This window comes from Enterobacter sp. 22499 (assembly GCF_052044815.1).
GTDB classification, from domain to species: Bacteria; Pseudomonadota; Gammaproteobacteria; order Enterobacterales; family Enterobacteriaceae; genus Enterobacter; species Enterobacter bugandensis.
In genome coordinates, this window is record NZ_JBQENR010000009.1 from 144,318 (window position 1) to 157,033 (window position 12,716).

Genomic DNA, 12,716 nt, shown 5'->3' on the forward strand with positions numbered 1-12,716 from the left:
CATGTCATTTAACACAGAGGTCGTGATGAAAGATGTCGTAATAGTGGGTGCGTTGCGTACGGCTATCGGCTGTTTTCAGGGAGCGCTTGCGCGTCACTCGGCGGTTGACCTGGGCAGCGTGGTCGTTAAAGCGCTGGTGGAACGTAGCGGGATCGCAGCCCATGAAGTTGATGAGGTGATCCTGGGGCAGGTTCTCACGGCCGGTGCCGGGCAAAACCCTGCGCGTCAGGCGGCGCTGAAGGGCGGGCTGCCCAATACCGTCTCCGCCATTACCATCAACGACGTCTGTGGTTCAGGGTTAAAAGCGCTGCATCTCGCCACCCAGGCCATTCAGTGCGGTGAAGCGGATGTGGTTATCGCTGGCGGACAAGAGAACATGAGCCGCGCGCCGCACGTTCTCACCGATAGCCGAACCGGCGCGCAGCTGGGCAACAGCCAGCTGCTCGACAGCCTCGTGCATGACGGGCTGTGGGATGCGTTCAACGACTATCATATGGGCGTGACGGCAGAAAACCTGGCGCGCGAGTACGGCATTAGCCGCGAATTGCAGGACGCTTATGCGCTCAGTTCGCAGCAAAAAGCGCGTGCCGCGATTGATTCCGGTCGCTTTCGCGACGAGATTGTCCCGGTCAGCACGCAGCGTCAGAACGGCGAGGCGATCGTCGTCGATACCGATGAACAGCCGCGCACGGATGCCAGCGCGGAAGGCCTGGCGAGACTGAATCCCGCGTTTGAAACGCAGGGCTCGGTCACCGCTGGCAATGCCTCGTCCATTAACGACGGTGCCGCCGCCGTGATGATGATGAGCGAAAGTAAAGCCCTTGAGCTCGATCTCCCCGTGCTGGCCCGCATTAAGGCGTTTGCCAGCGTGGGCGTGGATCCAGCGTTGATGGGGATTGCGCCGGTCTACGCTACCCGTCGCTGCCTGGAGCGCGCAGGGTGGCAACTTTCGGATGTCGATCTGATCGAAGTGAACGAAGCCTTTGCCGCGCAGGCGATCTCGGTCGGCAAAATGCTGGAGTGGGATCCGCTGCGGGTCAACGTGAACGGCGGTGCAATTGCGTTAGGGCATCCCATCGGCGCGTCCGGCTGCCGAATCCTGGTTTCGCTGGTCCACGAAATGAAAAAGCGAAACGCGCGCAAAGGGATCGCTACCCTCTGTATAGGCGGCGGACAGGGTGTGGCGCTCGCCATCGAACGCTAATTTCTCCTCACTTAAAAAACCTCCTTCGGGAGGTTTTTTTTATCGTGTTCTTCTCTTCATGGGAAGTAATCGTGATCCGCGCGTCATTTCTGTTATAAACAAAAATAAAAAATGAAACGTTGTTTTAATTGCAATTGAAAACCCTATTTTATGCCGCTAGTATGTGCTCATCATAAAACGAAACGTCGTTTCGTTTAATTTCTGCCTTCGGGCATGACCACATCTGGAGGTTACCGTGGACGTCAGACAAAGCATCCACAGCGCGCACGCCAAAACGCTGGATACTCAGGGACTGCGCAGCGAGTTTTTAATTGAGCAGGTGTTCGAAGCCGATAAGTACACCATGGTCTATAGCCACATCGACCGCATTATCGTGGGCGGCATTAAGCCGGTGGCGAAAACCGTCTCCGTGGGCGGTGAAGTAGGCAAGCAGCTGGGCGTAAGCTACTTCCTGGAGCGTCGTGAACTGGGCGTGATTAATATTGGCGGGCCGGGCACGATTACCGTGGACGGCCAGTGCTACGAGATTGGCCATCGCGACGGGCTGTACGTCGGCAAAGGGGCGAAAGAGGTGGTCTTTGCCAGCATCGACGGCAGTAAACCCGCGAAGTTTTACTACAACTGCGCCCCGGCGCACACCGCTTATCCAACCAAAAAAGTAACGCCCGCGGACGTTGCGCCCGTGACGCTGGGCGACAACCTCACCAGCAACCGCCGCACCATCAATAAATACTTCGTGCCGGATGTGCTGGAAACCTGCCAGCTCAGCATGGGTCTGACCGAACTGGCCCCGGGTAACCTGTGGAACACCATGCCGTGCCATACCCACGAACGCCGCATGGAAGTCTACTTCTACTTCAACATGGATGAAGACGCCTGCGTGTTCCACATGATGGGACAGCCTCAGGAAACCCGTCATATCGTCATGCATAACGAGCAGGCGGTGATTTCACCCAGCTGGTCTATTCACTCCGGCGTGGGGACGAAAGCCTATACCTTCATCTGGGGGATGGTTGGAGAAAACCAGGTCTTCGATGATATGGACCACGTCGCGGTTAAGGATCTGCGCTAGTCGCGGGCAGTTAAGCATACATCTGCCTGTTGATGACAGGCGCTGAAAGAGTAAGGAACAAACATGATTCTGGATGCATTTTCTCTGCAGGGTAAAGTGGCCGTGGTTTCCGGGTGTGACACAGGACTGGGCCAGGGGATGGCGTTAGGCCTGGCGGAAGCGGGCTGTGATATCGTCGGGATTAACATCGTTGAGCCCACGGAAACCATCGAACGCGTAACCGCGCTGGGCCGCCGTTTTCTCAGCCTGACCGCCGACCTGCGTAAAATCGACGCTATTCCGGAGCTGCTGGATCGCGCGGTGGCGGAATTTGGCCATATCGACATTCTGGTCAACAACGCGGGGCTGATCCGCCGTGAAGACGCGATTAACTTCAGCGAGACCGACTGGGACGATGTCATGAACCTGAACATCAAGAGCGTGTTCTTTATGTCCCAGGCGGCGGCGAAGCACTTCATCGCGCAGGGCAAGGGCGGCAAGATCATTAACATCGCCTCGATGCTCTCCTTCCAGGGCGGCATCCGCGTGCCGTCTTACACCGCGTCGAAAAGCGCGGTGATGGGCGTGACCCGCCTGCTGGCGAACGAATGGGCGCAGCACAACATCAACGTCAACGCGATTGCGCCGGGCTACATGGCCACCAACAACACCCAGCAGCTTCGCGCGGACGAAGAACGCAGTGCGGCGATCCTGGAGCGTATTCCGGCGGGCCGCTGGGGGCTGCCGAGCGATCTGATGGGGCCGGTAGTGTTCCTGGCTTCCCCGGCATCGGACTATATCAATGGTTATACCGTCGCGGTTGATGGCGGCTGGCTGGCGCGATAACCCTACTTATGACAAATACCTCCGCTCTTCGGCGGAGGTTTTTTTTGCTTAAAATTAGTCAAAGTCCATATTGATAAACACGAAAAATCCATACTTAAAAATCATAGATGACTGCCATCACACTTTTATTATTGAAAAATTAAGGCGTTAGTAAAATTAGGTGATTATCCAGCATTAGTTGAAATTGTAATGTCCATCACAGATCGCTATGCCATAGCGAAATAATCCATATCTTCACGAATTCCGGCCTGACACTTTTCCCCGCTATCTCGTAATTTCATTTAACGAATTTTGCTGTTGAGGCAGGAAAAATATGACATCTATAAATGACTCTACCCTGATGCCCGCCGCGCTGCGCGATACCCGCCGCATGAACCAGTTTGTCTCCATTGCGGCAGCCGTGGCCGGTTTGTTGTTCGGCCTGGATATCGGCGTGATCGCCGGGGCGCTGCCGTTTATTACCGATCACTTTACGCTGAGTAACCGCCTGCAGGAGTGGGTGGTGAGCAGCATGATGCTCGGCGCGGCCATCGGCGCGCTGTTTAACGGCTGGCTTTCGTTTCGCCTTGGGCGTAAATACAGCCTGATGGTCGGGGCTGTCCTGTTTGTTGCCGGGTCCATTGGTTCGGCGTTTGCCACTAACGTTGAAGTGCTGCTGCTCTCCCGCGTACTGCTGGGCGTGGCGGTGGGGATTGCCTCCTACACCGCGCCGCTGTATCTCTCCGAAATGGCGAGCGAGAACGTGCGCGGCAAGATGATTAGCATGTACCAGCTGATGGTGACGCTGGGCATCGTGCTGGCGTTCCTGTCCGATACGTACTTTAGCTACAGCGGTAACTGGCGGGCGATGCTCGGCGTGCTGGCGCTGCCTGCGGTAGTGCTGATTGTTTTAGTGATCTTCCTGCCCAACAGTCCGCGCTGGCTGGCGCAAAAAGGGCGTCACGTGGAAGCGGAAGAGGTGCTGCGCATGCTGCGCGACACGTCTGAGAAAGCGCGTGAAGAGCTGAACGAGATCCGCGAAAGCCTGAAGCTGAAGCAGGGCGGCTGGTCGCTGTTTAAGGCTAACCGCAACGTGCGCCGCGCGGTGTTCCTCGGGATGTTGCTGCAGGCGATGCAGCAGTTCACGGGGATGAACATCATCATGTATTACGCCCCGCGCATCTTCAAAATGGCCGGTTTTACCACCACCGAACAGCAGATGATCGCCACGCTGGTGGTGGGGCTGACCTTTATGTTCGCCACCTTTATCGCGGTGTTCACCGTCGATAAAGCCGGTCGTAAGCCTGCGCTGAAAATTGGCTTTAGCGTGATGGCGCTCGGCACCCTGATCCTCGGCTACTGCCTGATGCAGTTTGATAACGGCACGGCGTCCAGCGGCCTCTCCTGGCTCTCCGTGGGCATGACCATGATGTGTATTGCTGGCTACGCGATGAGCGCCGCGCCGGTGGTGTGGATCCTGTGCTCTGAAATTCAGCCGCTGAAATGTCGCGATTTTGGTATCACCTGTTCCACCACCACCAACTGGGTGTCGAACATGATCATCGGCGCGACCTTCCTGACGCTGCTGGATGCGATTGGCGCGGCGGGAACCTTCTGGCTCTATACGGTGCTGAACGTGGCGTTTATTGGCGTGACATTCTGGCTAATTCCAGAAACCAAAGGCGTGACGCTGGAACATATTGAACGCAAGCTGATGAGCGGGGAGAAACTGCGAAATATCGGCGTGTAAGGGTTAACGCCGGGTAAGCGCAGCGCCACCCGGCGTTTTGTTAGCGTGATGCTGAATAACTACCAACTTTGATAGCAATTCCTCAGATAGTCCATTCTCGCGTTCAGATTATTCTTAGTTTCTTGTATTATCGGGCAACTGAACTCACCCGGCAGGAATTTACTGCACCCGAAACAGAAGAACGGCTATGTCAGCAATGGATTTCAAAAAAAATACGGACCTCGATTTTTCCTCATATGCTCCTCCAGCAGTCAGTTCAAAAGAGATCGATCTTCTGGGCCTGTTAGATATTCTGATTACCGCGAAAAAACGCATTGCCACCATTATCTTTGTTTTCGCGCTGGCAGGTCTGGCAATTGCGCTTCTACTGCCGCAAAAATGGACCAGTAAAGCGGTGATCACTCCGGCGGAACAGACACAGTGGAACCCGCTGAGCCAGATGATGGTTGCGCTGCAGGTTCTTGATGTGAAGGTGCCGGTTACCCGTCAGGAAGTCTTTGACCTGTTTATTAAAAAATTCCAGTCGCAGTCATTGCTTGAAGAGTATATGACCTCTTCCCCTTACGTGATGGCGCAGCTCAAGAATGCGCAAGTGGACCCGCTTGAACTGCACCGTGCGGTTGTCAATATTGCAGACAAAATGAAAGCGGTGAATGATGTTCAGGGAAAAGATGCGGATAAAGCGCCTTTCGTCTCCTGGACATTGAGCTTCACCGCGCCGACCGCAGCCGATGCCCAATCCGTTCTGGAGGGGTATATCAACTATATCTCGGCAATTGTTGAGAAAGAAACGGTGCAGAATATCCGCAACCAGATCGCCCTCAAAACGAACGAGGTAGAGCAGCAGCTGACGCTCGACCGCGTTCGTCTGACCAATGTGCATAACACCAACCTGCAGCGGCTGAACTATTCGCTGGAAGTGGCGAATGCGGCGGGCATTAAGAAGCCCGTTTATAGCAATGGACAGGGGATAAAAGACGATCCGGATTACTCCGTTGCGCTCGGGGCTGACGGTATCGCGGAAAAGCTAAGGATTGAAAAAAATCTTAAGGATGTGACGGAGCTGAACGCGGACTTCCAGAACCGGGAATATTACCTGGCGCAGCTGAAAAAACTCTCCTTCGCAGACGTTAAGCTTGAGCCATTCAGGTATCAGCTTTCGCCATCGATGCCGGTGAAAAAAGACGGCCCGGGCAAAGGCATGATTGTCATTCTGGCGGCGATCCTTGGCGCTCTGTTTGCCTGCGGCAGCGTATTACTCCGTGAGGCCATGCTCAGCCGAAACCCATTGCCAGAGCCGGTAACGGAATAAATTCTGCAAACATGAAGGCGCTGCAACAGCGCCTTTTTTATTTCAGGAAATCCTCGCGAACAGGCGTAAAGGTGTCCAGCAGCGTGCCGGCCCTGAGGCAGACGCAGCCGTGCATCACATGTGGTTGTTTGTAGAGGGTATCTCCCGCCGTTACGACATGCTTCTCTTCACCAATGGTAAACTCAAATTCACCAGAGAGAACATAGGTTAACTGTTCGTGCGGGTGGTTATGCAGTGGGCCAATCGCGCCCTGCTCAAACTGTACTTCAACCGCCATCATCCTGCCGCCGTGGGCCAGCACGCGACGCGTAACGCCGTTCCCCAGATCTTCAGACGCGGTCTCTTTGTGGAACATAAACATGGCTTTGCCCTTCATAATAAAACAGTGTTTTATTTAATTTACATTGACCAGCTTAAAAAGAAAACGACGTAATAAAGAACTGGAAACAGGATCACAAGTTTGCTTCACTGGCTTAAACAGATAAGGAGCGATGATGAAAACGATTGGCCTGATAGGTGGGATGAGCTGGGAATCGACAATCCCTTATTACCGCCTGATTAACGAAGGCGTAAAGCAGCGTCTGGGCGGCCTGCACTCCGCGAGCCTGCTGCTGCACAGCGTTGATTTTCATGAAATCGAAGCCTGCCAGTCGAGCGGCGAATGGGATAAAGCCGGAGAAATCCTGGCTGATGCCGCGCTGGGGCTGGAGCGTGCGGGGGCGCAGGGCATTCTGCTGTGTACCAACACGATGCACAAAGTGGCCTCGCACATTGAAGCGCGCTGTTCGCTGCCGTTCCTGCACATCGCGGACGCCACCGGACGCGCCATTCGCGCTTCGGGAATGTCGCGCGTGGCCTTGCTGGGCACACGTTACACCATGGAGCAGGATTTCTATCGCGGGCGCTTGCACAGCGAGTTTGGGATTGAAAGCCTGATCCCGGATGAGGGGGACCGGGCGCGCATCAACCAGATTATCTTCGACGAGCTTTGCCTCGGAACCTTGAGCGAAACCTCCCGCGCATATTACGTCAGCGTAATAGATAAACTGGCGCAGCAGGGGGCTGAAGGGGTGATTTTCGGCTGCACGGAGATCGGTTTGCTGGTGCCGGCCGAACGAAGCCCCATCCCGGTGTTTGATACCGCGGCCATTCACGCGGCAGATGCCGTGGAATTTATGCTGTCATAACGGGTTTTGCAGGTCAGGTAAGCGAAGCGCCACCTGACGCGCATGCTCAACTAAGTGTTCGGTGAATGCGTCCACCAGCGCGGAAGCCGGACGGTGCAGCGGGCGGATAAGGCTTACGGTGAACGGGACGGAAACGCTAAAACGGCGGATGACGATCCCGCTTCCTGCATAGTCCAGCGCCGTAAGCGGATTGACGACCGCAACGCCAACGCCCGCGCGCACCATCGCGCATATTGACGCCGCGCTGTGGGTTTCAACGACCATCCGCCGCTTCACCTGATGCTCAGAAAAAAGCGTATCCAGCAGCTGCCGGTAGCTGTCCGTTTGCGACAGGCTAATGTAGTTTTCACCATGAAAATCTGTGGGCGTCAGCACTGCTTTGTGGGCAAGCCGATGCCCGGCGGGCAGAACGCACACTTCATCCAGCGCGAGCAGTTCCGTGCGCGCCGTTCCTGCGGGTGTCGAGAGGGTTTCGGTTAACCCGAGATCGTGCCGCTGTGCCGACAGCCACTCTTCAAGCAAGGGCGACTCCTGCGGCACGATGGTGAGATTGACCTCAGGATAGCGGGCCAGAAAAGGCTGGAGCAGCGTCGGTAAGAAGGACTGAGAGAAGACGGGCAGGCAGACAATCGACAGCTCGCCCTGACGAAACTCGCGCAGGCTTTCCGCCGCGCTGACGATTCTGTCCAGCCCGTACCATGAGCGCTGCACTTCCTCAAACAGGCGCAACCCCTGCACCGTCGGGTGAAGCCTGCCCCGGGCGCGTTCGAACAGCTTCAGCCCCAGCACTTTCTCGAAGCGCGCCAGCTCGCGGCTGACCGTCGGCTGCGAGGTATGCAGCATCTGCGCGGCTTCCGTGAGGTTGCCGGCGGTCATCACGGCGTGAAAAATCTCGATGTGGCGTAAATTGACGGCGGGCATAGGGCACCTGAAAGCAAGGAACTGTCCATATCATTTTTGCATAGACTCGCGATAAAACGATATTTTTTATTCTGCTTCCGCTGTGGCGTAATCATAAAAAATGAATTGAACCGGAGAAGACCATGCCACGCCCGCTCAACCAGACGGATACCGATTTGAACGCTGAAAACCTGCTGCGCCTGCCCGCCGAGTTTGGCTGCCCGGTATGGGTCTACGACGCGCAGATCGTTCGCGAGAAGATCGCCGCCCTGCATCAGTTTGACGTGGTGCGTTTTGCCCAGAAGGCCTGCTCCAATATTCATATTCTGCGCCTGATGCGCGAGCAGGGCGTGAAGGTTGACTCCGTATCGCTGGGTGAAATCGAGCGTGCGCTGGCGGCAGGCTTTGATCCGAAAACCGATCCTGACGCGATCGTCTTTACCGCGGATGTGATCGACGACGCCACGCTTGCGCGCGTGCATGAACTGCAGGTGCCGGTGAACGCTGGTTCTGTGGATATGCTGGAGCAGCTTGGGCAGGTTTCACCCGGCCATCGCGTCTGGTTGCGCGTCAACCCGGGCTTTGGACATGGCCATAGCCAAAAAACCAACACCGGGGGCGAAAACAGCAAGCACGGCATCTGGTATGCCGATATGCCTGCCGCGCTTGAGGTACTGCAGCGCTACAGCCTGAAGCTGGTAGGCATTCATATGCACATTGGCTCCGGCGTCGATTACGGGCACCTGGAGCAGGTGTGCGGGGCGATGGTGCGCCAGGTTGTTGACTTCGGTCAGGATCTGGAGGCGATCTCCGCCGGTGGCGGTCTTTCCATTCCTTATCGTGAAGGGGAAGAGGCGATCGACACCGATCACTATTACGGCCTGTGGAGCGCCGCGCGCGATCAAATTGCCGCGCATCTGGGCCATGCCGTGAAGCTGGAAATTGAGCCGGGTCGTTTCCTGATAGCCGAAGCCGGCGTGCTGGTGGCTCAGGTACGCAGCGTCAAAGAGATGGGCTCCCGCCACTTCGTGCTGATTGATGCGGGCTTTAACGACCTGATGCGTCCGTCCATGTACGGCAGCTACCATCACATTACCGCCCTGGCTGCCGATGGCCGCGATTTAACGCACGCGCCGCGCCGCGAGACGGTGGTCGCAGGCCCGCTGTGTGAATCCGGTGATGTGTTTACCCAGCAGGAAGGTGGCAAAGTTGAAACCCGCGCGCTGCCCGAGGTGAAGCCGGGCGATTACCTGGTGCTGCACGACACCGGGGCGTACGGGGCGTCTATGTCCTCGAACTACAACAGCCGTCCGCTGCTGCCGGAAGTGCTGTTTGATAACGGCAAGGCGCGGCTGATCCGTCGTCGCCAGACCATTCAGGAACTGCTGGCGCTGGAACTCGTTTGATTAAAGTACGGCCCCGTTGTGACCGAATCGCGTAATACCAGCGTGCCGGTAAACGGCGGGATCGCATCGACCGGCTGGTTCTTCGCCAGCCGGATCGCCTGATCGATAGCCGTGACGATCATGTTATCTATCGGCAGATAAACCGACGACAGCGCAGGCTCCAGCCACTTTGCGCTTGGGGCATCGTCAAAGCCGAACAGGGAGATATCCTGCGGGATCTTAAGCCCTGCCTGATGCAGCGCTTTGGACGCGCCCAGCGCCATATCATCGTTACAGGCAAACAGCGCGCTGAACGACACCCCTTCAGCAATCAGCTCCTTACACAGCTCATAGCCCCGCGTCATTCCCGCATCACCGTACTTTATTCGACGCTCGTCCAGACGAATGCCGTGCTTTTCCAGCGCCTTACGGTAGCCCATCAGCCGCGCTTTACCCGTGGGGGTGTGGATCGGAACGGTAATGCAGGCGATCTCCCGGTGGCCCTGATTGATCAGGTAATCCACCGCCTTAAACGCGGCATCCTGTTGTTCGAAGAACACGCAGCGCTCCGGTGCCTGGCTGACTTCACGGTTGATGACCACCAGCGGCGTTTGCACGGTATTAATCAGCTTGATGATCGCTTTTTCGCTCATATAGCGCGTGTAAAGCACGATGGCATCGCACTGGCGGTCGGCCAGCATTTGCACCGCCTGCTCTTCCTGCTCTGGCGCGTCGTGACCGTCGGTGACGATCAGCTGTTTCCCGTGGGTTTCGGTCTGCCGCGACGCCTGCTGCAAAAGACGACCAAAGTAAAAGCCGTCGAAGGTAGAGACGACCAGACCAATGCTGTTGCTGGTCTGGTTAGCCAGCGAACGCGCGAGAAAGTTTGGGCGGTAGCCCAGCTCTTCCATCGCAGCAAAGACCTGCTGACGCGTGCTCTCTTTAACCTGACCTGTGCCGTTCAGCACGCGCGAGACGGTAGCCTTCGACACGCCCGCGCGCAGTGAGACATCCAGCATTGTTGCCATTCTACATTCCTGCTTCCACGTAATGGTTTGCAGTTTAACACAGACCTGACAGCGTATAAGCGATGCGGGAAGCGCAAAACTTCTGCCACGATCACGCTTTTTGGTCTCGATTCGCCTGGCCTGCCGGAAGTAAAACTAAATAGTCTGACTCTGGTAAAATAATCGCCAAACCCGGCTGGAGGCGTCAGGCCAGCATATTCATTAAAAACGCAGGTGAAACGTGAAAAAGACCGTCATTCTCCCGCTTTACGAGGCACCGCGCTATGCGGAGCAGGTCACCGACTGGCTCTGGCAGGCCTTTGGCGAGGGGCTTGCGCGGGATTTTTTCCATAGCATCGTCGAGCACAGCCAGACGCCGGGTGCCCTGCCGCTGACCTTTATCGCCGTAGAGGATGAACGGCTTCTCGGGACGGTGGGACTCTGGCGCTGTGATTTGATTACCCGTCAGGATCTCTGTCCGTGGCTGGCGGCGCTCTACGTGGATGACGCGGCGCGCGGCAAGGGGCTGGCAGGAAAGTTACAGCAGCATGTTATTCGCTTCGCCGCACGGGCCGGGTACGAGGAACTTCATCTCTGGTCTGCCTGCCGCGACTTCTATGAACGTTACGGCTGGCAGTATATTGGCGATGGGCTGGAGTATCCGGATAAAACGGTACACCTGTATCGCTATTCGCTCTGCGCGTCAGCGGGCGCAGCAACGGAGTGACGGCGCACTAACGTTGGGCTGAAGAGATGGGTAATCTCCGGCGGCTGGCGTTGTTCGGCCAGCGCCAGCGCCAGCTCTGCGGCCTGGGTGGCCATCGTGATGATGGGGTAGCGTACGGTGGTCAGGCGCGGGCGCACGTACCGGGAGACCAAAACATCGTCGAAGCCAATTAGCGAGATTTCCGCTGGCACCTCAATCCCGTTGTCATTCATGACGCCCATTGCCCCGGCGGCCATCGAATCGTTATAGCTGGCGACCGCGGTGAAATTCCGTCCGCGACCCAGCAGCTCCGTCATGGCCTGTTCGCCGCCGCTCTCATCCGGTTCACCGAAGGCCACCAGACGGTCATTGCACGGCAGACCGTTTTTGCGCAGGGCGTCGTAGTAGCCCTGCAGGCGGTCTTCCGCATCAGAAATGGGGTGATTGGAGCAGAGATAGCCAATCCGGGTATGACCCTGTTGAATCAGATGACGGGTCGCAAGCCAGGCGCCGTAGCGGTCGTCGAGGGCTACACAGCGTTTTTCAAAGCCGGGGATAATACGGTTGATAATCACCATGCCGGGCATTTGCTTCATCAGGTGAATTAGCTCGGCATCCGGGATCATTTTGGCGTGTACCACCAGTGCAGCGCAGCGGTGGCGGATCAGCTGCTCGATGGCCTGGCGTTCTTTTTGTTCATTATGATAGCCATTGCCGATCAGCAAAAAATTACCCGTCTGATAAGAGACCTGTTCAACCGCTTTTACCATGGCACCGAAAAAGGGGTCGGAAACGTCTCCCACCACCAGCCCAATAGTCTCTGTTGACTGCTGGGCGAGCGCGCGGGCGTTGGCATTCGGATGGTAGTTCAGGGTTTCCATGGCGCTTTGTACCGCCTGGCGTGATGCGTCACTGGCTTTGGGTGAATCATTAATCACGCGGGAGACGGTAGCTACCGACACACCTGCCAGACGAGCCACATCCTTTATTGTCGCCATTTATAACCTTCTTATTTGGGGTAAGCGTTTACACACTGAATAGTGTTGCGGAAAAGTGACGTCCATTCAAGGGAAGCCGGTTTCCGCGCGCCACAAACGTGACGCAGACCAACCCTGGTAGTGTAATCGTTACACGCCTGGTCATGTCAGAAGAATGTCATTCTGAACCTTTAGTTACACTTTGCCTCAGGCTGTTGCGATTGTCCGGTGGCGATGACGTTAAAGAGGTTGGTAGAGTCGAGATCCCAGAGGTATTGATAGGTGGAATCAACTCCGGTTGATTAACACGACTTACACCAGCCTGCGTTCTTACGCAGGTTTTTTTTGCCTGATCGTTCAACCTGTAACAGCAAAAGAGAATATTCACACCTGGTTGCATTTCGGCTCATTC

The 12,716-nt window shown here is 56.3% G+C and carries 12 protein-coding genes; 8 read left to right on the forward strand and 4 right to left on the reverse strand.

The genetic code is table 11. The features are described from left to right. Positions 1-25: 25 nt before the first annotated feature. The 5 genes from ACTJI7_RS21030 (at position 26) to wzz(fepE) (ending at position 6,142) form a co-directional block, all read left to right on the forward strand. Positions 26-1,204 (forward strand): acetyl-CoA C-acetyltransferase, encoded by a 1,179-nt coding sequence (locus ACTJI7_RS21030; RefSeq protein ID WP_028014300.1) that lies wholly within the window; start codon positions 26-28, stop codon positions 1,202-1,204. Positions 1,205-1,439: 235 nt separating this feature from the next. Then, on the forward strand, positions 1,440-2,276 hold the full coding sequence (gene kduI, locus ACTJI7_RS21035) for a 5-dehydro-4-deoxy-D-glucuronate isomerase (protein WP_126344937.1): 837 nt from the start codon (positions 1,440-1,442) through the stop codon (positions 2,274-2,276). A 63-nt stretch (positions 2,277-2,339) separates the two neighbouring features. Continuing rightward, on the forward strand, positions 2,340-3,101 hold the full coding sequence (gene kduD / locus ACTJI7_RS21040) for a 2-dehydro-3-deoxy-D-gluconate 5-dehydrogenase KduD (protein ID WP_003862835.1): 762 nt from the start codon (positions 2,340-2,342) through the stop codon (positions 3,099-3,101). A gap of 313 nt (positions 3,102-3,414) precedes the next feature. After that, positions 3,415-4,830: an arabinose-proton symporter AraE gene (gene araE / locus ACTJI7_RS21045; protein WP_028014298.1), complete on the forward strand. Its 1,416-nt coding sequence runs from the start codon at positions 3,415-3,417 to the stop codon at positions 4,828-4,830. A 187-nt stretch (positions 4,831-5,017) separates the two neighbouring features. Further along, on the forward strand, positions 5,018-6,142 hold the full coding sequence (wzz(fepE), locus tag ACTJI7_RS21050) for an LPS O-antigen length regulator Wzz(fepE) (RefSeq protein ID WP_048999239.1): 1,125 nt from the start codon (positions 5,018-5,020) through the stop codon (positions 6,140-6,142). 37 nt (positions 6,143-6,179) lie between these two features. Here wzz(fepE) and ACTJI7_RS21055 read toward each other — a convergent pair whose 3' ends face one another. After that, positions 6,180-6,503: a cupin domain-containing protein gene (locus ACTJI7_RS21055; protein ID WP_028014296.1), complete on the reverse strand. Its 324-nt coding sequence runs from the start codon at positions 6,501-6,503 to the stop codon at positions 6,180-6,182. Positions 6,504-6,636: 133 nt separating this feature from the next. Between ACTJI7_RS21055 and ACTJI7_RS21060 the strand changes: the two genes are divergently transcribed. Beyond that, positions 6,637-7,329, forward strand: a complete 693-nt coding sequence (locus ACTJI7_RS21060) for an aspartate/glutamate racemase (RefSeq protein ID WP_063155115.1) — start codon at positions 6,637-6,639, stop codon at positions 7,327-7,329. On the opposite strand, the gene ACTJI7_RS21065 is transcribed toward ACTJI7_RS21060, so the two are convergent. Beyond that, positions 7,324-8,250, reverse strand: coding sequence for a LysR family transcriptional regulator (locus ACTJI7_RS21065; RefSeq protein ID WP_063155114.1), 927 nt, complete (start codon positions 8,248-8,250; stop codon positions 7,324-7,326). The two genes, ACTJI7_RS21060 and ACTJI7_RS21065, sit on opposite strands and share 6 nt — an antisense overlap. A 122-nt stretch (positions 8,251-8,372) precedes the next feature. Here ACTJI7_RS21065 and lysA point away from each other — a divergent pair, with 122 nt between their 5' ends. Continuing rightward, positions 8,373-9,635 carry a diaminopimelate decarboxylase gene (gene lysA, locus ACTJI7_RS21070; RefSeq protein ID WP_063155113.1) on the forward strand — a complete coding sequence of 421 codons (1,263 nt, stop codon included), beginning with the start codon at positions 8,373-8,375 and terminating at the stop codon, positions 9,633-9,635. Here the strand turns inward: lysA and ACTJI7_RS21075 are convergent. Then, positions 9,605-10,642 carry a LacI family DNA-binding transcriptional regulator gene (locus tag ACTJI7_RS21075; protein ID WP_028014292.1) on the reverse strand — a complete coding sequence of 346 codons (1,038 nt, stop codon included), beginning with the start codon at positions 10,640-10,642 and terminating at the stop codon, positions 9,605-9,607. The two genes, lysA and ACTJI7_RS21075, sit on opposite strands and share 31 nt — an antisense overlap. 220 nt (positions 10,643-10,862) lie before the next feature. On the opposite strand from ACTJI7_RS21075, the gene ACTJI7_RS21080 reads away from it, so the two are divergent. Further along, positions 10,863-11,348 carry a GNAT family N-acetyltransferase gene (locus ACTJI7_RS21080; RefSeq protein WP_041908378.1) on the forward strand — a complete coding sequence of 162 codons (486 nt, stop codon included), beginning with the start codon at positions 10,863-10,865 and terminating at the stop codon, positions 11,346-11,348. Here ACTJI7_RS21080 and galR read toward each other — a convergent pair. Beyond that, complete coding sequence (gene galR, locus ACTJI7_RS21085) at positions 11,309-12,325, reverse strand: HTH-type transcriptional regulator GalR (protein WP_440670883.1); 1,017 nt, start codon at positions 12,323-12,325, stop codon at positions 11,309-11,311. The two genes, ACTJI7_RS21080 and galR, sit on opposite strands and share 40 nt — an antisense overlap. Positions 12,326-12,716: the final 391 nt, after the last annotated feature.

Coding starts and splice junctions, on each gene's coding strand:
- ACTJI7_RS21030 (WP_028014300.1), top strand. CDS start 26: ATGAAAGATGTCGTAATAGTGGGTGCGTTGCGTACGGCTATCGGCTGT.
- kduD (WP_003862835.1), top strand. CDS start 2,340: ATGATTCTGGATGCATTTTCTCTGCAGGGTAAAGTGGCCGTGGTTTCC.
- araE (WP_028014298.1), top strand. CDS start 3,415: ATGACATCTATAAATGACTCTACCCTGATGCCCGCCGCGCTGCGCGAT.
- ACTJI7_RS21055 (WP_028014296.1), bottom strand. CDS start 6,503: ATGTTTATGTTCCACAAAGAGACCGCGTCTGAAGATCTGGGGAACGGC.
- ACTJI7_RS21060 (WP_063155115.1), top strand. CDS start 6,637: ATGAAAACGATTGGCCTGATAGGTGGGATGAGCTGGGAATCGACAATC.
- ACTJI7_RS21065 (WP_063155114.1), bottom strand. CDS start 8,250: ATGCCCGCCGTCAATTTACGCCACATCGAGATTTTTCACGCCGTGATG.
- lysA (WP_063155113.1), top strand. CDS start 8,373: ATGCCACGCCCGCTCAACCAGACGGATACCGATTTGAACGCTGAAAAC.
- ACTJI7_RS21075 (WP_028014292.1), bottom strand. CDS start 10,642: ATGGCAACAATGCTGGATGTCTCACTGCGCGCGGGCGTGTCGAAGGCT.
- galR (WP_440670883.1), bottom strand. CDS start 12,325: ATGGCGACAATAAAGGATGTGGCTCGTCTGGCAGGTGTGTCGGTAGCT.